Genomic DNA, 19,271 nt, shown 5'->3' with positions numbered 1-19,271 from the left:
CGGCGTGCCCACCCCCGAGATGAAGCTCGAACTGCCGCTGCTGGACGTCTTCGGACGCGGCGGCGCCCTGAAGTCCTCCTGGTACGGCGACTGCCTGCCGTCGCGCGACTTCCCGATGCTCATCGACCTCTATCAGCAGGGCCGGCTGGACCTGGACGCCTTCGTCACGGAGACCATCGCGCTGGACGAGGTCGAGAAGGCCTTCGAGCGGATGCACCACGGCGACGTACTGCGCTCGGTGGTGGTCCTCTGATGGCCGCCCGCATCGAACACCTCGTCACGTCGGGCACGTTCTCGCTGGACGGCGGCACCTGGGACGTCGACAACAACGTGTGGATCGTCGGCGACGACACCGAGGCGATCGTCATCGACGCCGCGCATGACGCCGAGGCGATCGAGCGGGCCGTCGGCGGGCGCACCCTGCGGGCCATCGTGTGCACGCACGCGCACAACGACCACATCGACGCCGCGCCCGAGCTCGCCGCGCGCACGGGTGCCCCGGTCCTGCTCCATCCGGACGACCTGCCGCTGTGGAAGCAGACCCACCCCGAGCGGGCGCCGGACGCGGAACTGGCCGACGGCCAGGGCCTGACGGTGGCCGGCGTCGAACTGACCGTGCTGCACACACCGGGCCATGCGCCCGGCGCGGTCTGCCTGTACGCGCCGGCCCTGACGGCCCTCTTCAGCGGCGACACGCTGTTCGCCGGCGGGCCGGGGGCGACCGGAAGGTCGTACAGCCATTTCCCGACCATCGTCGACTCGATCCGGGACCGGCTGCTGACGCTGCCGGGGGACACCGTCGTGCACACCGGGCACGGGGAGACGACCACCGTCGCCGCGGAGGCCCCGCACCTCCAGGAATGGATCGACCGCGGTTTCTGACCGCCCCCGACAGGGCCTTTCGCGTGGCGCCCGTTCCGCCTGTTTCCGCAGGTGGTGCGGGCGCTTTGGGGTGCCCGGAGAACGCGCGGCCAAACGGCGTGAACCGTGCCTTGTGATGCCTTGACAACGGTTCGGAGCGGCCCGCAGACTGGCGTTGCGTCAATCGCAATCCGTTTCGCTATACGCACCGAGGTGGTCATGATGATTCCCGCGTGCCCTCTGGCGGACCTTCCGCGAGGAGAGGCCTTCCGGCTTGAGACCGACCCGCCGGTCTCGGTGTTCCACACCGAGGACGGTGAACTCTTCGCCCTGGACGACACATGCACCCACCAGGACGCCTCGCTCGCCGACGGCTGGGTGGAGGACTGCTGGGTGGAGTGCCCGCTGCACGCTTCTAAGTTCAACCTGAAGACCGGCGAGGTCGACGCCCCGCCGGCCAAGCTCCCCGTCCGGACCCACCAGGTCGTCGTCGAGGACGGCATGATCTACGTCAAGCTGTCCACGGCCGCTCCCAACCTGCCGCACTGCGTCGCGCGCAAGCTCGCCGGGGCCGGCACGTGAGGACCGTCGCCGTGGTCGGCGCCTCGCTGGCCGGCCTGTCGGCGGCACGCTCACTGCGCAAGCAGGGCTACGACGGGCGGCTGGTCGTCATCGGCGACGAACTCCACCGGCCGTATGACAGGCCCCCGTTGTCCAAGGAGTTTCTCGCCGGAACCCTCGGCGAGGAGGACCTCACGCTGGAGGCGGACGGCGAGGACCTGAGCGCCGAGTGGCTGCTCGGTGTCCGGGCGACCGGACTCGACCACACGGCACGTGCCGTCCGGCTCGCGGACGGACGGGAGGTGCACGCCGACGGCTTCGTCATCGCGACCGGCGCCGCGGCCCGCACCTTTCCCGGCTCCGAAGGCCTCGCCGGAGTCCACACCCTGCGCACCCTGGACGACGCCCGCGCCCTGCGCGACGAACTGGTCCGCGGCGGACGGCTGGTGGTGATCGGCGGAGGCTTCATCGGCGCCGAGGTCGCCTCCACCGCGTACGCCCTGGGTCTTGAGGTGACGGTGATCGAGGCCGCCCCGACACCGCTCGCCGGACCGCTCGGCGAGACCATGGGCGCCGTCGTCTCCGCCCTGCACGCGGACCACGGCGTACGGCTGCTGTGCGGTGTGGGCGTCAAAGGGCTGAGCGGAGAGCGGCAAGTGGACGCCGTCCTGCTTGAGGACGGCCGCAGCATTCCGGCCGACATCGTGGTGGTCGGTGTGGGCGCCCGTCCGTGCGTCGAGTGGCTGGAAGGTTCGGGCGTGGTGCTCGACAACGGCGTCAAGTGCGGCGCCGACGGCCGCACCAGCCTGGCCGGCGTGGTCGCGGTCGGCGACTGCGCCAGCTGGTACGACCCCCGGGCCGGGCACCATCGCCGCGTCGAGCACTGGACCGGCGCGCGCGAGCGCCCGGAGGCCGCGATCGCCACGCTGCTGGCGGGCGGCGCCGTGGAACCGGGCGTGCCCCGGCCGCCGTACTTCTGGTCCGACCAGTACGGGGTGAAGATCCAGTTCGCCGGTCACGCGACCGGCGCGGACAGCGTGACCATCGAGGACGGCGCCGCGGACGACCGCAACGTCCTGGCCGTCTACCGGCGAGCCGGGAACCCGGTCGCCGTGCTGGGGATGAACCAGCCGCGGCTGTTCATGCGCTGGCGCAAGCAACTCGCCGCCACATCTTGACACCGCCCCGGCGGCATTCCATGCTGCGGTTTCACATAATGCGCAGCGTTGCACCATACACAACACCGCACAACACCGTCCGGAGTCGCTCTCCCCGGCGCGTGAATGACCCCTCCCCGACGTTCTCCCGAGGAGTGCACCGTGACCTCGACCCGCCTGCCGGACAGCCTGATCGCCACCCTCCCCGGCACCTCCTACACGGATCCGGCGATCTTCGCCCAGGAGCAGGAGCACATATTCGAGACCATGTGGTTCTGCGTCGTGCGCGCCTCCGAACTGGCGAAGCCCGGTGCCTTCCGTACCGTGGACGTGGGCCGCGAGAGCATCCTCGTCACCCGGGCGAGGGACAACAGCATCCGTGCGTACTTCAACGTGTGCCGGCACCGCGGAGCCAAGCTCTGCACGGAGGAGACCGGCGAGGTCAAACGGGCCTTCCAATGCCCTTACCACGCCTGGACGTACGACCTGAACGGCAAGCTGGTCGCGGCGCCCAACCTCACCAAGATGCCCGACATCGGCCGCACCGAGTACGGCCTGGTGAGCGTGGCCGTGCGCGAATGGCTCGGCTATGTCTGGATCTGCCTGGCGGAGAACCCGCCGCCCTTCGAGGAGGACGTCGTCGGCGACGTCGTCGGCCGCCTCGGTGACGCCGAGGCGATCGAGCACTACGACATCGCGAGCCTCTCGGTCGGTAAGCGGATCACCTACGACGTGAAGGCGAACTGGAAGCTCATCATCGAGAACTTCATGGAGTGCTACCACTGCGCCACGATTCACCCCGAACTCACCGAAGTGCTCCCGGAGTTCGCGGACGGCTTCGCCGCTCAGTACTACGTCGGCCACGGTGCCGAGTTCGGCGAGGAGGTCCAGGGCTTCACCGTCGACGGCTCCGAGGGCCTGGACCGCATTCCCGGGGTCGCCGAGGACCAGGACCGCCGCTACTACGCGATCACCGTCAGGCCCCAGGTGTTCATCAACCTCGTCCCCGACCATGTGATCTTCCACCGGATGTACCCGGTGGCTGTGGACCGCACGATCGTCGAGTGCGACTGGCTCTATCTCCCGCACGTCGTCGAGAGCGGCAAGGACGTCAGCCGGTCCGTGGAACTCTTCCACCGCGTCAATCAGCAGGACTTCGACGCCTGCGAGCGCACCCAGCCCGGCATGAGCTCCAGGATGTACGCCAAGGGCGGCGTGCTGGTGCCCAGCGAGCACCACATCGGCGCCTTCCACGACTGGGTGAACGAGCGCCTGGGCACCCCTCAGGCGTGACTCAGCCCAGGTAGCCCATCCGGTGACTGATCTCCTCGGCGCCCTTGAGCAGCAGCGGGGAGAGTTCGTGCATGCGCTCCTCGGTGAGCCGGTAGGCGGGGCCGGAGGCGCTGAGAGCGGCGATGACGTCGCCGTCCCGGTTGCGGACCGGTGCGGCCATGGCGTGCAGGCCGATCTCCAGTTCCTCCATGGTGATGGAGTAGCCCCGCTCCAGCGTCTCGGCGAGGTTCTTCTCCAGCTTCGTCTTGGCGGTGATGGTGCGCGGGGTGACCTTCTTCATGCCGGTCTCGGCCAGCAGCGCCGCGCGCTCCTTGGCAGGCAGGTACGCCAGCAGGATTTTCCCGCTCGACGTGGCGTGCAGGGGGGTGAGTTGACCGACCCAGTTGTACGCACTGATGGCCCCCGGGCCGCGCACCTGGTACATGTTGATCGCGTAGTGCTCCTGCATGACGGCGATGTTGACGGTCTCGCCCAGCTCCTCAGCGAGGCTTTCGCAGACCGGGCGGCCCTGCTGGGTGATGTCGAAGCGGCCGGTGACGGCGCCGGCCAGCCGGACGATCCCGAAGCCGAGCCGGTACTTGCCGCGTTCCCCGGCCTGTTCCACCAGGCCGCGCGACTCCAGGGCGCCGAGCAGACGGAAGGCGGTGGACTTGTGCACGTCGATCTCGGCCGCCACTTCGCTCACGCCCGCCTCGCCGCGTTGAGCAAGGATCTCCAGGACGCTGATGGCGCGGTCCACCGACTGCACGCCGCCGGCGTGTGAATTCGTGGTTTCCATATCAGGGCTGTAGTTGCTCACAGTGAAACTATACGCGCAGTAAACAACAAACCTGCAAGTAACCGGGTCGAAACGAAGGCACCCGAAGTTGCGTTGTCCGCAACCTGGTGCGTATGACGCTACAAGCGCTAGCATGTCTGACATCCCTTCGGCGCGAGCGAGACGGGGCAACATGGCTTCTGTGCAGCACGACTTCGACGTCGTCCACGACAAGCAGCCGCCGGTGCCGTCGAAGGCCGCGTACCACCGCCACCCCGACGCTCAGAAGCAGGCGAGGTAGACAGTGGGTGCCACAGGACTCCGGACGCTGCTGGACAGCGTCCGCTACGAGGTGTTGCCCGCGAAGGCGACCGAGGACAAGGTCCTCGCCCATGTCCCGCGCGATGTCGTCGTCACCGTCACGGCGTCGCCGGTCAAGGGTCTGGAGCCGACCCTCGACCTGGCCGGCCGGCTCGCGGCGCACGGCTACCGCGTCGTCCCGCATGTGCCCGCGCGGCTGCTCCGCGACGACGTGCACCTGAAGGAGGTCGCGGGCCGGCTCCGTGAGGCGGGCGTGGACGACGTGTTCGTCCCCGCCGGCGACGCCGACCCGCCGGCCGGCGTCTACGACGGGGCGCTGCCGGTGCTGCGCGGACTGAGCGAACTGGGCAGGCCCTTCGCCCGCGTCGGCGTCACCGGCTACCCCGAGAGCCATCCGCTCATCCACGACGACATCACCGTCCAGGCGATGTGGGACAAGCGCGAGCACGCCACGTACATCGTGAGTAACCTCTGCTTCGACCCGCGGGTGCTGGGGGAGTGGATCGCTCGGATACGGCGCCGGGACGTCGTGCTGCCCGTCCATGTGGGTGTGGCCGGGCCCGTGCAGCGGGCGAAGCTGCTGGCGATGGCGACGAAGATCGGGGTGGGCGAGTCGACGCGCTTCCTGACGAAACACGCCTCCTGGTTCCTGCGGTTCGCGGCGCCCGGCGGGTACTCACCCGACAGGCTGCTGGCACGTACCGAGGAGGCGCTGACCGCGCCGTCTGCCGGGGTGGCGGGCCTGCACCTGTTCACCTTCAACCAGATCGCCGAGACGGAGAAGTGGCGCCGCGCCCTGCTGGACCGGCTCAACGCCTGAACGCACGCCGAGTTCGGGCCTGCGGAACTCGCGGCCGTGCTCGGCGACTTGCTCCGGCAGCAACTCTGAGCCGGAAAGACGTATTTCGCGGCTGATGGTGGACGGGCCGCGGCCCAGTTCGGCGGCGATGGCCCGGACCGGCGCTTTCTCGCGTATCCGGTCGGCGATGTAGATCCGCTCGTCCTGGCTCAGGTATCGCAACGAGGAAGCGGACGGCGGCGCCACCGGACGAACCGGTGGCGCCGCGTTGTTCCGGCCGGACGGTATACGTCCGTTGCCCCAGCGCCTGCCGGTCTTCGGGTTCACCCCGATGATCCGGCACGCGTCCTCGTTGCTCACGCCCTGCTGCATGAGCTGGAAGTACGCAGCTCGCTCAGCAGAGAGCTTCTTGCGGCCCTGAGGGCTCCGCACCTTCCGGATCTCGAAGTCCAACGCATCCCCTGAACTGGGGTGTTGCGACAACCACCAGAACGGAAGGCGTCGGCGGTCGGCCGGGCCCTTTGTGTTCCGGCTACTGATATATTTGAAGTATGTCAGAGCAGAGGATGCTGGTGCCGCCAGTTCTGCGTGAAGGAAGAGGTGGCCGGAAGATGAGCAGCCCCGAGGTCTCTCCCGTGACTGACGAGGCGCCGGTCTCATTGGCCGACCTGGCCTACGAGCGCCTTCAGGATCGGCTGGTCATGCTCGACATCCGGCCCGGCGAACCCATCAACGACAACCAGCTCGCCGCGGAGATCGGCGTCGGACGCACACCCGTGCGTGAGGCGCTCAAGCGGCTTGAGACCGACCACCTCGTGGTGTCGTACCCGCGCCGGGGTACCTTCGCCACCGGCATCGACGTGACCGAACTCGGCGCGATCTCCGACATCCGCGAGCAGCTCATGCCGTTCGCCGCGCGGCGGGCCGCCGTACACGCGAGCAGCGCCATGCGCGACGCGTTGCGCGTCAAGGCCGACGAGGTGAGGGGCGGCGAGAGCCCGCACGGTGACCGTACCGCGATGATGCGGACGGACATGTCGCTGCACCGGCTCATCTACAAGGCGGCCGGCAACCCACATCTTGAGGATGTGCTGATCCGCTACGACAACCTGGCCACCCGCATCTGGTGCCTGGTCATCGATCGGCTTCCCGACTTCGCCCACCACATCACCGAGCACGCGGACCTGCTCGACGCCGTCGCCGACGGCGACGCCGACCGCGCCGAGCAGCTGACCCATGAGCACATCGCCGGCTTCGCGAGGGAGATCCGCGGCGTGCTCTGACCGCGCTTGAGAACAGTTTCGCCCTGCCGGCCAGAAGCCGGCAGGGCGAAGTGGGTTACGGGCCCTCGAACGATCAGAGGTCGAACAGGCCCTTCGGCTTCTGAGGGACCTCACGCTCCTCCGACTCGGCCTCCTCGACGTCGAAGAGGGAGCCGGGGGCGGGCGTGGGCTCCGGTTCCTCCTCGACGTCGAAAAGGGAGCCTGAGGGTGCGGTTTGTGCGGGGGGCGTGGGTGCTGGTGCCTCGTCGGCCGGGACGTCGAAGAGCGAGGTGGTTGTGGTCGCCGGTTGGGTTTCGGGCTGGTCGAAGAGTGAGCTGGCGGGGGTGGCCGGTTGGGTTTCGGGCTGGTCGAAGAGTGAGCTGGCGGGGGTGGCCGGTTCGGCCTTGGGCTGGTCGTAGAGTGAGCCTGCTGGAGTGGCCGGTTCAGCTGTGGGCTGGTCGAACAGCGAGGTGCTGGCGGGTGGCTTCGGGGTCGGCTCGGTGGGTGGCTCGTCGAACAACGACGGCCCCGCGGCGCTGGGGGCGGTCGGCTCGGCAGGAGTGGCCGCCGGAGGAGCCGTGGTGGTGGGTGCGGTGGCGGGGGCCGTCTCGGCCTTGACCGTGGCCTCGCCGCCCTTGACCGAGGCGAGCAGCATCTGCGCGACGTCGAGGACCTCGACCTCCTCGCGGGCCTCGTCCTGGGCCTGGAGCGCCGTGACGCCGTCGGAGAGCATCACCCGGCAGAACGGGCAGCCCACCACGATCTGATCGGCCCCGGTGCCGACGGCCTCCGTGCTGCGGTTCATGTTGATCCGCTCGCCGAGGCTCTCCTCCATCCACATCCGGGCGCCGCCCGCCCCGCAGCAGAAGGACCGCTCGGAGTTGCGCTCCATCTCGACGACCTTGGCGCCCGGCAGCGCCGACAGCAGCTCGCGAGGCGGGCTGTAGACCTGGTTGTGCCGACCGAGGTAGCACGGGTCGTGATAGGTGATCGACCGCGTGCTGGTGCCTGGCTCGGGGGCGACCGGCGTCAGCCTGCCCTCACGCACCAGACGGTTGAGCAACTGGGTGTGGTGGACGACCTCAAGCTCGATGCCGAAGGATTTGTACTCGTTCTTCAGTGTGTTGAAGCAGTGGGCGCAGGTCGCGACGACCTTCTTGACCTTGAACTCCTTGAAGGTCTCGACGTTCTCCTGGGCCAGCGCCTGGTAGACGAACTCGTTGCCGGAGCGGCGGGCCGAGTCGCCGGTGCAGGTCTCGCGGTTGCCGAGGACGCCGAAGGAGACGCCGGCCATGTGCAGCAGCTCGGCGACCGCACGCGTCGTCTTCTTGGCCCGGTCCTCGTAGGCGCCCGCGCAGCCGACCCAGAACAGCCAGTCGACCGACTCCAGCGATTCGAGGTCCTTGCCGACCTCCTTGACCTCGAACGGCAGACCCTTGGCCCAGTCCATGCGCGCGCTCGCCGCCATGTTCCAGGGATTGCCCCTGTTCTCAAGGCCCTTGAAGACCTGATTGAGTTCGGCGGGGAAGTCCGACTCGATCAGCACCTGGTAGCGGCGCATGTCCACGATGTGATCGACGTGCTCGATGTCGACCGGGCACTGCTCGACGCAGGCGCCGCACGTCGTGCACGACCAGAGCACGTCCGCGTCGACGACGTAGTCACCGCCCTCGGGGTTGTAGGACTCCGAGTCCGCGTCGCCCTTGCCGATCAGTGCCCGGTCCACGTGTCCGGCCAGGCCGGCGGCCTTGAGATAGGTGTGCTCACGCAGGCCCTTCATCAGCAGCTTCGGCGAGAGCGGCTTCTGGGTGTTCCAGGCCGGACACTGCGACTGGCAGCGACCGCACTCGGTGCAGGTGGTGAAGTCGAGGAGGCCCTTCCAGGAGAAGTCCTCGATCGCTCCGACGCCGAGCGTGACGTCCTCGTCCAGATCGTCGATGTCCTCCAGGGTGATCGCCTTGCCCCCGACGGCGAGCGGCTTGACCGCGCCCAGCGCCGTACGGCCCGAGGACTCACGCTTGAACCAGATGTTGAACCAGGCGGTGAACCGGTGCCAGGCGATGCCCATCGTCAGGTTGCGGCCGATGACGATCAGCCAGACCATCGCCAACGCGATCTTGAAGAACGCGATGAAATACACGAGGTTCTCGTTGGCGCCATGGCCGGCGGGGTAGAGCGCTTCACCGATCCAGGAGGAGAGGGGGAAATGCCCGCGGGTCGCGTGATCGTGATCGGACAGGTGGTATTCCGCGCCCCGGATGAACAGGATCGCCGCACCTTCGAGCAGGGCCAGGAACTCCACGAAGTAGGCCTGCCAGAACGTCGAGCCGAAGAACCGGCTCTTGCGGCCCTCTGTGCGGGGGTGGTGCTTCTGGCGGTAAACGATCAGCCAGACGATCCCGACCGTGCTCAGCGCGCCGATGAACTCGCTGAACCATTCGAAGGGATACCAGTGGCCCACGATCGGCCAGGCCCACTCGGGGTCGAAGAGCTGGACGTAGGCGCCCGCCACCGCGGTGCTCAGGAACAGGAACGCGGCGAACACGAACCAGTGCATGACGCCGACCCAGGTCCACTGGAGCATCCGGGTGTGCAGCACGGTCTCCTTGAGCATGGTGACCGTACGGGCGACGGGATCGTCGGTGCGGCTCGGGCTCGCGGCCTGGCCCATCCGAATCACCCGGAGCATGCTCCGGACCGCTGGGACCAGGACGAACAGGGCGGCCAGCGTGAGTGCCAGCGACGCCACCAGGGCGAAGATCTGCATCAGGGTTTCCTCGGGGACGGTCTTCTGGCCGGGCGGCGCCAGAGGGCGCCGGATGTCGCCGACAGCGGTGGCTGCCCCGCGCCCCGTACGGGGCGCGGGGCAGCCATTATGCGGTTTCGCCGCGCGGGCGCGACCAGCCACAACACACCCGCGGGTGACGTACCGCCGGTCACACGTCTCAGCCGCTCACACCACGCGACCTGAGCTCCTCGATGATCGCGGGAAGCACCTCGTGCATGTCGCCGACGACAGAGTAGTTCGCCTTGGTCATCATCGGTGCCTCGGGATCGGTGTTGATCGCGAGGATCGTCTTCGACGACGCGCAGCCCGCCCAGTGCTGGATGGCACCGGAGATCCCGCACGGGACGTACAGATCCGGGCTGATCCGGGAGCCGGTCTGGCCGACCTGCTCGTGGTGGGGACGCCAGCCCAGCGAGGTGACCACCCGGGACACACCCACCGCGCCGCCGAGCAGCTCGGCGAGTTCGGCGACCGCGTCGAAGCCGTCCGCTCCGCCGGCCCCGCGTCCGGCACCCACGACGACCTTGGCGGACTTCAGCGAGCCGGAGTGGTCGACCTCCTTGGTGCCGGTCGACACGACTCGCGCCACGAGGTCGGACTCGGCGACCTCGGGGGTGACCTCCACCCAGGCGGCGGGCGACGCGCCCTCCACCGGCGACACGGCCCACGAGTGGCCGGCGACGGTGAAGATGGCGGGCCGCTGGCCGAGCGTCATCTCCTCCATGGCCGCCCCGCCGACCACCTGCCGGGTCACCACGAACGGCGCCAGGCCCTGGAAGGCGGTCGCGTTGGCGGCCATGGGCACATCGAGCCGGGCGGCCAGATGCGCCAGCACCTCGTTGCCCCGGGGCGAGCCCGCCGCGGTGACCACGACGGAGCGGGTCGACTCGCGGATCGCCTGCAGCGCCGCCGCCCAGGCGGCCCCGGCGTACGACGTGAACGCCTCGCCCACCGCGTGGTGGACCTCCGCCGCGCCGTGGGTGCCCAGCTCGGCTGCCAGCGCGTCGCGGTTGTCGACCTCGCCGACCACGACCGCGCGGATGGCGATGCCGCCGCCCTCGGCCGACAGTGCCCGGGCGAAGGCGAGCGTCTCCAGGGAGATCTCGCTCGCGGCGCCGTTCTCCGTCTCTACCAGCACCAGAATCATCGGGTCACCCCCAGCTTTCCGAACAGGTCGGCGACCGCACCGGCCGCCTCCGGGCCCTCGCCCAGCACCTCGACCATCGAGGGCATCGGCGGGGGCAGCAGCAGCCGCACCCGGCTCGCCCCGGCGGGCTCGGCCGACAGGGGCCGGGTCTCGATCTCGACCTTCTTGGCAGCCATCCGGCCCCTCAGCGTCGGGTAGCGCGGCTCCACCCCGCCCTCCAGCACGGTGGCGACCGCGGGCAGCGGCGGCGAGTAGGTCTCCTCACCGTCGGGGCCGTCACCGCGGGCGGTCAGATGGCCGTCGGCCACCTCGACCGTCGACACGCCGTTGACCACGGGCCGGCCGAGCGCGTGGGCCAGCCGGATGCCCACCTGGAAGTCGCCGCTGTCGGCGGCGTCGTTGCCGAGCAGGATCAGGTCGTACGTCGTGCCCGCGGCCTCTTTCTCACGCACGACGTGCGCGATCTCCCGGGCCACGTCGGCCGGGCCGAGCCGGGTCGGCTCCGCCTCCACCAGGACGGCGGCGTGGCAGCCGAGCGCCAGCGTGTCCCGCAGCTGCTCGGTGGCCTCGGACGGGCCGACCGTGAGCAGCGTGACCGTACCGCCGGTCGCCTCGGCGGTCTGGACCGCCAGCTCGACCGCACAGCTCTCGTGGTTGCTCACGGTGAAGCCGACGTACCTTCCGTCGACGCCCTGCTGGTCGTCGGTGAGCAGGACCTCACCGGAGGAGTCGGGGACCCGCTTGATGCAGACCAATACGTTCGTCATCGTTCACCTCTCGTGGTCTCGGCGGTGCCGGCCACTGACAGCACCGTCATCAGCGGATCCGCTCGTTGTCCGGGTCGAAGGGGGGCGTGGCGTCGTTGCCGATCACGGTCACGGGGTAGAGCTCCTCCATGTAGGAGACCGCGAGCTCGTTGCCGATCCGCGCCTGCTCGGGCGGCAGGTACGCCAGCAGCAGGTGCTTGCCCAGCGAGGGGGCCGAACCGGCGGTGGTGACGTACGGGTGGTGCCCGTGCCCGTCGGTCAGCGTCTCGCCGGAGCGGGTCAGGATCGGCTCGCCGCCGAGCATGTACCGCTTCACCCCGGACGCCGACGTGTGGTCGTCGACAGCCAATGTGCACAGCACCGCCGCGGGCTCACTGGCGCGCTGTGCCAGGTAGGCCTCCTTGCCGATGAAGTCGGCACCCTTCACCTTCGGCCGCTGCATGCCCGCCTCGACGATGGTGCGCTCGCCGTCGAGTTCGAGGCCGAAGGCCCGGTAGGCCTTCTCGATCCGCCCCGTGGTCACGTAGACGCCGATGCCGACCGGGCGGGCACCCAGGGGCGCACCCGTCGCGAGCAGCTTGTCCCACACCGCGGCGGCCTGGTCGAAGGAGACGTACAGCTCCCAGCCGAGCTCGCCGACGTAGGAGATCCGGGAGGCCAGCACGGTGATGCCGTCGAGGTCGATCTCGCGGCAGCTGAGGAAGCCGAAGCCCTCGTGGGACACGTCCGCGTCGGTCAGCTGAGAGAGGATGTCGCGGGCCTTCGGGCCCCACAGCCCGATCGTGGAGACCTGGTCGGTGAGGTCCACCAGGGACGCGTCGTCGCCGAGCTGGTCGGCGAACCACTTCTTGTCCGCCATGCCGTGCGCGCCGCCGGTGACGACCCGGTAGTGGTCCTCACCCAGGCGCATCACGGTGAGGTCGGAGCGGAAGCCGCCCTTGCCGTCCAGCACCGGGGTGTAGATCACCTTGCCGACCGCCACGTCGCACTGCGCGACACAGGTGCGCTGCACGGCGTCCAGCGCGCCGGGACCGGTGATGTCGAAGATCGCGAAGGCGGTCAGGTCGATGACGCCCGCGGACTCGCGCATCCGCAGGTGCTCGGCGTTGACGATCGGGCTCCACCAGCGCGCGTCCCACTCGTGCTCGCGCGGCATCACACGGTCGCCGTACACCTCCAGGAGGTCGGCGTTGGACCCGTACCACTGCGGACGCTCCCAGCCGACGGCCTCGAAGAAGACCGCACCGAGCTTCTTCTGCGACTCGTTCATGGGGGAGAGCCGCTGCTCGCGGTCGGACTCGTACTGCTCGGCGGGGTGGACGATGCCGTAGGTCTTGATGAACGACTCGGTGGTGCGCAGCCGGGTGTGCTCGCGGCGCATCTGGTGGGGGTAGAACCGGGCGATGTCGCAGTGCGAGATGTCGATCTCGCTGTGGCCCTGGACCATCCACTCCGCGACCGCGCGTCCGACGCCCGGGCCCTCCTTGATCCACACCGCGGCTGCCGTCCACAGGCCCTTGACCTGGCTCTCGCCGAGGATCGGGGCGCCGTCGCAGGTCAGCGAGAGCAGGCCGTTGATCGCGTACCGCATCTCCGCGCCGTCGGCACCCAGCAGCTCGGGCATCAGCTCGTAGGCCTGCTCCAGCTGCGGGTCGAAGTCGTCGGAGGTGAACGGCATCTCGGTGGGGCTGAGCTTGGACTGCTCGATGCTGGGGATGTCCTCCGGCTCGTGCAGGATCGCCCGGTGGGCGTAGGAACCCACCTCCATGTCCGCGCCGTGCTGGCGCTCGTAGCAGAAGGTGTCCATGTCCCGGACGATCGGGAAGTTGATCTCGCCGGGCAGCCCGGACAGCTGCGGGCAGGGGCCCACGGAGATCATCTGGTGGACGGCGGGGGTCAGCGGGATGCTGACGCCGGCCATGTCACCGATCTTCGGGCTCCACACACCACAGGCGATGACGACGTACTCGGCCTCGATGTCGCCCTTGTTCGTGCGTACCCGGCGGATCCGGCCGTCCTCGACGTCCAGGGCGGTCACCTCGACGTTGGGCACGCTGGTCAGCGCGCCGCTCTCGATGGCGCCGTCACGCATGATCGTGCCCGCGCGCAGGGAGTCGACGACGCCGACGCCCGGGGTCCAGAAGGCGCCGATGAACTGGTCTTCCTCAATGAACGGCACCTTCTCCTTGACGAAGGCGGGAGAGACCAGCTCCGACTCGATGCCCCAGGCCTTGGCGCTGGACATCCGGCGGCGCAGCTCCTCCATGCGCTCCTCGGTGCGCGCGATCTCGAAGCCGCCGGACTCGGTGAAGACGCCCAGCTCCTTGTACTGCCGCACCGAGTCCAGCGTCAGATCGGTGATCTCGCGGGAGTGGTCGACGGGGAAGATGAAGTTGGAGGCGTGGCCGGTCGAGCCACCGGGGTTGGGCAGCGGGCCCTTGTCGAGCTGCACGATGTCGCGCCAGCCGAGCCGGGCCAGGTGGTGGACCAGGCTGTTGCCGACGATGCCGGACCCGATCACGACGCATTTGGCCTGCTGCGGAACCTCTGCCATGGGGACCTCCCTCAAGTGACACGCGACTGATATACCAGTTGTGCGGTGACGCTATACGGCAGGCGGCCGACGGTCAAGAGGGGGTGAGGTGGAGCGGCCGCACCCGATGGCGACCCCTTGACAGATTCCTCATATATCAGTGGGATGTCAGCCGCTGGCGGGGCGACGACGCACATCGAGGCAGGCCCCGCTCCACATCTGCATCCAAGGGAATCCAAGGAATCCAAGGAAGAGGAGCACTGCCGGTGAATGCACAGCTGCTCGACGGCAAGGCGACCGCCGCCGACATCCGCCGCGAACTTGCCGAACGCGTGACCAAGCTGACCGCCACGGCCGGCCGCCCGCCGGGCCTGGGCACCGTCCTGGTCGGCGACGACCCGGGCAGCCGTGCCTACGTCGCCGGCAAGCACCGCGACTGCGCCCAGGTCGGCATCGCCTCCATCCGCCGGGACCTGCCCGCCGATGCCTCCCAGCAGCAGGTCGAGGACACGATCGACGAGCTCAACGCCGACCCGGACTGCACCGGCTACATCGTCCAGCTCCCGCTCCCGCGCCACCTGGACGCGGGCGCCGTACTGGAGCGCATGGACCCGGCCAAGGACGCCGACGGCCTGCACCCCGTCAACCTCGGCCGGCTCACCCTGGGCGTCGAGGCCCCGCTGCCGTGCACCCCGCGCGGCATCGTCGAACTGCTCCGCCGCCATGAGGTGCCCCTCGCGGGCGCCCGGGTGTGCGTGATCGGCCGCGGCATCACCGTCGGACGCCCCCTCGGCCTCCTCCTCACCCGCCGCTCCGAGAACGCGACCGTCACCCTGTGCCACACCGGCACCAAGGGCCTCGCCTGGCATGTCCGCGAGGCCAACATCGTCATAGCGGCGGCCGGGTCGCCCGGACTGATCACCAAGGACATGCTGCGCCCCGGCGCGGTGGTCCTGGATGTCGGCATCACCCGCACCGAGGAGGGTCTGGCCGGTGATGTGCACCCGGAGGCCGTGACCGTGGCCGGCTGGCTCGCGCCGATGCCTGGCGGCGTGGGCCCCATGACCCGGGCGATGCTGCTGGCCAACGTGGTCGAGGCGGCCGAACGGAAGACGACCGCCGTATGAACGTTCCCCAAGTACGCGCGGGATCCGCGCTACGGGCAGGATCCGCGCTACGGGCAGGATCCGCGCTACGGGCAGGATCCGCGCTACGGGCAGGATCCGCACTTTTCAGTCCCGAAGCGGGCCTCCTGTGACCCCCATGGCTCAGGTCACCACCGGTCCCCACCCGCACGGGCTGCCGCGACCCGGGAGGACGCTGGTCATGGGCGTCGTGAACGTCACCCCGGACTCGTTCTCCGACGGCGGCCTGTCGTTCGCCGCGGAAGCAGCCGTCGCGCATGGGCTCGCGCTGCTCGGACAGGGCGCGGACATCGTGGACGTGGGCGGCGAGTCGACGCGGCCCGGCGCGAGACGCCCGCCAGTGGAGGAGGAGTTGCGACGCGTCCTGCCCGTCGTCCGGGAACTCTCCGCGGCGGGCGCGGTCGTGAGCGCTGACACCATGCGGGCCGAGGTCGCCGCCCGCGCGCTGGACGCGGGTGCGCGGCTGGTCAACGACGTCTCCGGAGGCCTCGCCGACCCCGCGATGCTGCCGCTGATGGCCCGGGCCGGCACGCCCTACATCGCGATGCACTGGCGCGGGCACTCCGCGGGCATGCAGGCGAACGCCGTTTACGGCGATGTCGTCACCGACGTGCTCGACGAACTGCGGCTGAGGATCGACGCCGCGCTGGAGGCGGGGATCCCGCCGGGTCATCTGATCATCGACCCCGGGCTGGGCTTCGCGAAGGAGTCCGGGCACAACTGGGAGCTGCTGGGCCGCCTCGGCGAGGTGCGGGCGCTTGGCCTGCCCGTCCTCGTGGGGGCTTCACGCAAGTCGTTCCTGGGCCGGCTGCTGGCGGACCCGGCGACGGGACAGCCCCGTCCGGCACCGCTGCGGGACGCAGCGACGACCGCCGTGTCCGCGCTCGCCGCCGCGCAGGGCGTCTGGTGCCTGCGCGTGCACGACGTGGCGTCGACGGCCGATGCGGTACGGGTGACGGCCCGCTGGGGTGCCGAGGTGGAGGCGTCGGCGCAACACCTGACGCGCTGAACGCCCCTGCGGGAACTCGGCCCGCACAGCCCGTCCGGCGGTCGGTCTCCTCCGCCCCGTCGATCAGGGCCGGCGCGAGGGCGCGTGGGATCACAGGGGTTGTGCGGGAGGGCCCCGACGGCCGGATCACGCCCGGACGCCGGATCCCAGGCCGCCGTCGCGACCACGGCCGTCGGCGTGGTCGCACGGCCGCCGTGTCAGCGGAAGACCACGGTGCAGTGCCCGTTGACCAGCACCCGGCTCTCACTGTGCCACTCGACGGCGCGGGAGAGTACCTGCGCCTCGACATCACGTCCGATGGCGACCAGTTCATCGGGATCGCGCGAGTGGTCCACGCGGACGACGTCCTGCTCGATGATGGGGCCTTCGTCGAGGTCGGGCGTGACGTAGTGCGCCGTGGCGCCGACGAGCTTCACCCCGCGCCGGTGCGCCTGGACGTAGGGCCGGGCGCCCTTGAAGCTCGGCAGGAACGAGTGGTGGATGTTGATGGCCTTGCCCTCAAGCTGCTTGCACAGGTCGTCGGAGAGGATCTGCATATAGCGGGCCAGGACCACCAGGTCGACGTCCAGCTCGCGCACCAGCTCCAGCAGCCGTGCCTCGGCCTGGGCCTTGGTCTCCCTGGTCACCGGGATGTGGTGGAAGGGAATGCCGTAACTCTGCGCCAGTGACTCGAAGTCGCGGTGGTTGGAGACGATCGCGGGGATGTCGATGTTGAGGGCGCCCATGGACCTGCGGAAGAGCAGGTCGTTCAGGCAGTGGCCGAACTTCGACACCATGATCAGTGTGCGCGTCGGGGTCGAGGCGTCGTGCAGCTGCCAGCTGATCCCGTACGCCTGACCGACCGGGCCGAATCCGGTGCGCAGGTCCTCCAGTGAGATGCCGGGGTCCGAGACGTCGAAGTGCACCCGCATGAAAAAGCGGTCCTGCCCCCGGTCGTTGAACTGCTGGCTCTCCAGGATGTTTCCGGAGTGGCTCACCAGAAAGGTCGTCACGGCGTGGACGAGACCGGCCTGGTCGGGACACGAAAGGGTGAGGACGAACTCGCGGCCGGGCTGCGGTCGAGGAGACATGCCTTCCTCCGTCATCTGATGTGGTGCGGATGGCGCAACGTGATGAGCAATGCGCAACATAGTGGGAGGGGGGCGGCTCGGCGGTCAAGGGGTGGTGCCGTGAATCTGTCCCTTGGCGGTGCGTTCCGGAAGGGCGCATCGGTCTCTGTGGAGACGATCCCGGCGCCGGACCCCGGCCCGGGTGGGGTGTCGGCGCGCATCATCAGCGGGTCCCGCACCTGGCTGCGGAACAAGCCGGGCGCCGGTCGCGGGATGCGCGACTTGAGCGTCATCGGAAATTGATGTGCGGTACCTCCCTTGACAGCGCCCGCACCGCGCGGAAAGCATGTTGCGTATAGAGAGTGTCGTTGTGTTATGCGAGACAGCTCACCGTCTGGAGCCGGCATGAGGAGCATCACCGTCGTCGGAGCGTCGCCGGCAAGGCCGGCGGACGGACATCTGCTGCCCGCCGCCGTCTCATGAGCCCGCCGCCCCGCCTCCCCCTGGAATCCGCGCACGAGACCGCCGCGTGCATCCCGCGGCACCTGCGCTACACCTGGGACCACGAGTGGCTGGTCGTGGACGAGGGCAATGCCACGGTCGGCATCACCGCGTTCGCGACACAGGCTCTCGGTGACGTCGTCCACCTCCGGCTGCCCGAAGTCGGCACCTGGGTCGAGGCCGGGGAGAGCTGCGGGCACATCGAGTCCCGCACGGCCACCAGCGTCCTGTACGCGCCCGCCTCGGGCCGAGTCCTGGACGTCAACACCGCCCTGGCTGACGATCCGGGCACCGTCAACGCCGCGCCCTACACCGGCGGTTGGCTGTTCAGACTGCGGGTCGAGAACATCGCCGGCGCCCTGTCCGCCGAGGCCTACGCCGCCCACTGCGCCCACATCCGAGGAGACCGCCGATGACCCTGTTCAACCAGTCCCTGCACGAGCTCGACCCCGAGGTCGCCGCCGCGGTCGACGCCGAGCTGAACCGTCAGCAGTCCACCCTCGAAATGATCGCGTCCGAGAACTTCGCGCCGGTCGCGGTCCTTCAGGCGCAGGGCTCGGTCCTGACCAACAAGTACGCCGAGGGCTACCCCGGCCGCCGCTACTACGGCGGCTGTGAGCATGTCGACGTCGCCGAGCAGATCGCGATCGACCGGCTCAAGGAGCTGTTCGGCGCCGAGTACGCCAACGTGCAGCCGCACTCGGGCGCTTCGGCCAACCAGGCCGCCCTGTTCGCGCTGGCCCAGCCCGGTGACACGATCCTGGGCCTGGACCTGGCGCACGGCGGTCACCTGACCCACGGCATGAAGATCAACTTCTCCGGCAAGCAGTTCCAGGTGGTCCCGTACCACGTGGACTCCGAGACCGGTCTGGTCGACATGGCGGAGCTGGAGCGGCTGGCGAAGGAGCACCGCCCGAAGGTGATCATCGCGGGGTGGTCGGCGTACCCGCGGCAGCTGGACTTCGCCGAGTTCCGCCGGATCGCCGACGAGGTCGAGGCGTACCTGTGGGTCGACATGGCGCACTTCGCGGGCCTGGTCGCGGCGGGCCTGCACCCGAACCCGGTGGAGTACGCCGACGTGGTCACCTCCACCACCCACAAGACGCTCGGCGGCCCGCGCGGCGGCATCATCCTCGCGCGCAGCAAGGACTTCGCGAAGAAGCTGAACTCGTCGGTCTTCCCGGGGTTCCAGGGCGGCCCGCTGGAGCATGTGATCGCGGCCAAGGCGGTCTCCTTCAAGGTCGCGGCGTCGGAGGAGTTCAAGGAGCGGCAGCGCCGCACGGTCGAGGGCGCGAAGATCCTCGCCGAGCGGCTGACGGCG

At 69.5% G+C, this 19,271-nt stretch carries 15 protein-coding genes and 3 pseudogenes; 11 read left to right on the top strand and 7 right to left on the bottom strand.

From position 1 onward, the window contains the following. The 5 genes and pseudogenes from GFH49_RS00750 to GFH49_RS00730 form a co-directional block, all read left to right on the top strand. A pseudogene (locus tag GFH49_RS00750) lies at window positions 1-253 on the top strand (S-(hydroxymethyl)mycothiol dehydrogenase); the annotation flags it as partial. Then, window positions 253-882, top strand: a complete 630-nt coding sequence (locus tag GFH49_RS00745; protein ID WP_155053770.1) for an MBL fold metallo-hydrolase — start codon at window positions 253-255, stop codon at window positions 880-882. The pseudogene GFH49_RS00750 and the gene GFH49_RS00745, both read left to right, overlap by 1 nt. Window positions 883-1,080: 198 nt before the next feature. Further along, a complete protein-coding gene (locus GFH49_RS00740; protein WP_155053769.1) occupies window positions 1,081-1,443 on the top strand; it encodes a bifunctional 3-phenylpropionate/cinnamic acid dioxygenase ferredoxin subunit in 363 nt (120 codons plus the stop codon). Continuing rightward, window positions 1,440-2,600: an NAD(P)/FAD-dependent oxidoreductase gene (locus GFH49_RS00735; RefSeq protein ID WP_155053768.1), complete on the top strand. Its 1,161-nt coding sequence runs from the start codon at window positions 1,440-1,442 to the stop codon at window positions 2,598-2,600. Before GFH49_RS00740 ends, GFH49_RS00735 begins: the two co-directional genes overlap by 4 nt. 141 nt (window positions 2,601-2,741) lie before the next feature. Then, a complete protein-coding gene (locus GFH49_RS00730) occupies window positions 2,742-3,872 on the top strand; it encodes an aromatic ring-hydroxylating oxygenase subunit alpha (RefSeq protein WP_155053767.1) in 1,131 nt (376 codons plus the stop codon). A 1-nt stretch (window position 3,873) separates the two neighbouring features. On the opposite strand, the gene GFH49_RS00725 is transcribed toward GFH49_RS00730, so the two are convergent. Then, window positions 3,874-4,620: an IclR family transcriptional regulator gene (locus GFH49_RS00725; RefSeq protein WP_155053771.1), complete on the bottom strand. Its 747-nt coding sequence runs from the start codon at window positions 4,618-4,620 to the stop codon at window positions 3,874-3,876. Between the two features lie 313 nt (window positions 4,621-4,933). Between GFH49_RS00725 and GFH49_RS00720 the strand changes: the two genes are divergently transcribed. Continuing rightward, complete coding sequence (locus GFH49_RS00720; protein WP_155053766.1) at window positions 4,934-5,770, top strand: methylenetetrahydrofolate reductase; 837 nt, start codon at window positions 4,934-4,936, stop codon at window positions 5,768-5,770. A gap of 78 nt (window positions 5,771-5,848) precedes the next feature. Here the strand turns inward: GFH49_RS00720 and GFH49_RS39665 are convergent. Next, window positions 5,849-6,202 (bottom strand): annotated as a pseudogene (locus GFH49_RS39665) (helix-turn-helix domain-containing protein); the annotation flags it as partial. Between the two features lie 158 nt (window positions 6,203-6,360). Here GFH49_RS39665 and GFH49_RS00710 point away from each other — a divergent pair. Further along, entirely contained in the window at window positions 6,361-7,032 is a 672-nt protein-coding gene (locus tag GFH49_RS00710) for a GntR family transcriptional regulator (RefSeq protein WP_155053764.1), read from the top strand. A 466-nt stretch (window positions 7,033-7,498) separates the two neighbouring features. Here the strand turns inward: GFH49_RS00710 and GFH49_RS00705 are convergent. The 4 genes and pseudogenes from GFH49_RS00705 to GFH49_RS00690 all read right to left on the bottom strand — a co-directional run. Then, window positions 7,499-9,778, bottom strand: a pseudogene (locus GFH49_RS00705) ((Fe-S)-binding protein); the annotation flags it as partial. Window positions 9,779-9,956: 178 nt separating this feature from the next. After that, window positions 9,957-10,946, bottom strand: a complete 990-nt coding sequence (locus tag GFH49_RS00700; RefSeq protein ID WP_155053762.1) for an electron transfer flavoprotein subunit alpha/FixB family protein — start codon at window positions 10,944-10,946, stop codon at window positions 9,957-9,959. Beyond that, window positions 10,943-11,713 (bottom strand): electron transfer flavoprotein subunit beta/FixA family protein, encoded by a 771-nt coding sequence (locus tag GFH49_RS00695; RefSeq protein WP_155053761.1) that lies wholly within the window; start codon window positions 11,711-11,713, stop codon window positions 10,943-10,945. Before GFH49_RS00695 ends, GFH49_RS00700 begins: the two co-directional genes overlap by 4 nt. A gap of 49 nt (window positions 11,714-11,762) precedes the next feature. Beyond that, window positions 11,763-14,267, bottom strand: coding sequence for a GcvT family protein (locus GFH49_RS00690; protein ID WP_155053760.1), 2,505 nt, complete (start codon window positions 14,265-14,267; stop codon window positions 11,763-11,765). A gap of 245 nt (window positions 14,268-14,512) precedes the next feature. On the opposite strand from GFH49_RS00690, the gene GFH49_RS00685 reads away from it, so the two are divergent. Further along, complete coding sequence (locus tag GFH49_RS00685) at window positions 14,513-15,373, top strand: bifunctional methylenetetrahydrofolate dehydrogenase/methenyltetrahydrofolate cyclohydrolase (protein ID WP_155053759.1); 861 nt, start codon at window positions 14,513-14,515, stop codon at window positions 15,371-15,373. Window positions 15,374-15,509: 136 nt separating this feature from the next. Beyond that, on the top strand, window positions 15,510-16,400 hold the full coding sequence (folP, locus tag GFH49_RS00680; protein WP_155053758.1) for a dihydropteroate synthase: 891 nt from the start codon (window positions 15,510-15,512) through the stop codon (window positions 16,398-16,400). Window positions 16,401-16,597: 197 nt separating this feature from the next. Here folP and purU read toward each other — a convergent pair whose 3' ends face one another. Next, the gene (purU, locus tag GFH49_RS00675; protein ID WP_155053757.1) at window positions 16,598-17,470 is read right to left on the bottom strand and encodes a formyltetrahydrofolate deformylase; all 873 of its coding nucleotides are present in this window, start codon (window positions 17,468-17,470) and stop codon (window positions 16,598-16,600) included. Window positions 17,471-17,928: 458 nt separating this feature from the next. Between purU and gcvH the strand changes: the two genes are divergently transcribed. Together gcvH and glyA are read left to right on the top strand one after the other, a co-directional pair. Beyond that, window positions 17,929-18,366, top strand: a complete 438-nt coding sequence (gene gcvH, locus GFH49_RS00670) for a glycine cleavage system protein GcvH (protein ID WP_155053756.1) — start codon at window positions 17,929-17,931, stop codon at window positions 18,364-18,366. Continuing rightward, window positions 18,363-19,271, top strand: a 909-nt coding sequence (gene glyA / locus GFH49_RS00665) for a serine hydroxymethyltransferase (RefSeq protein WP_155053755.1), incomplete at its 3' end; no start/stop codon positions are given. The genes gcvH and glyA, both read left to right, overlap by 4 nt.

This window comes from Streptomyces blattellae (assembly GCF_009709555.1).
Lineage (GTDB): Bacteria > Actinomycetota > Actinomycetes > Streptomycetales > Streptomycetaceae > Streptomyces > Streptomyces blattellae.
This window is presented reverse-complemented; position numbering and strand designations above follow the sequence as displayed.

What these genes read in the sequence shown, in the direction of transcription:
- gcvH (WP_155053756.1), top strand. Translation starts at nt 17,929, where the DNA reads ATGAGCCCGCCGCCCCGCCTCCCCCTGGAATCCGCGCACGAGACCGCC.
- GFH49_RS00690 (WP_155053760.1), bottom strand. Translation starts at nt 14,267, where the DNA reads ATGGCAGAGGTTCCGCAGCAGGCCAAATGCGTCGTGATCGGGTCCGGC.
- GFH49_RS00695 (WP_155053761.1), bottom strand. Translation starts at nt 11,713, where the DNA reads ATGACGAACGTATTGGTCTGCATCAAGCGGGTCCCCGACTCCTCCGGT.
- GFH49_RS00710 (WP_155053764.1), top strand. Translation starts at nt 6,361, where the DNA reads ATGAGCAGCCCCGAGGTCTCTCCCGTGACTGACGAGGCGCCGGTCTCA.
- folP (WP_155053758.1), top strand. Translation starts at nt 15,510, where the DNA reads ATGGCTCAGGTCACCACCGGTCCCCACCCGCACGGGCTGCCGCGACCC.
- purU (WP_155053757.1), bottom strand. Translation starts at nt 17,470, where the DNA reads ATGTCTCCTCGACCGCAGCCCGGCCGCGAGTTCGTCCTCACCCTTTCG.
- GFH49_RS00700 (WP_155053762.1), bottom strand. Translation starts at nt 10,946, where the DNA reads ATGATTCTGGTGCTGGTAGAGACGGAGAACGGCGCCGCGAGCGAGATC.
- GFH49_RS00740 (WP_155053769.1), top strand. Translation starts at nt 1,081, where the DNA reads ATGATGATTCCCGCGTGCCCTCTGGCGGACCTTCCGCGAGGAGAGGCC.
- GFH49_RS00745 (WP_155053770.1), top strand. Translation starts at nt 253, where the DNA reads ATGGCCGCCCGCATCGAACACCTCGTCACGTCGGGCACGTTCTCGCTG.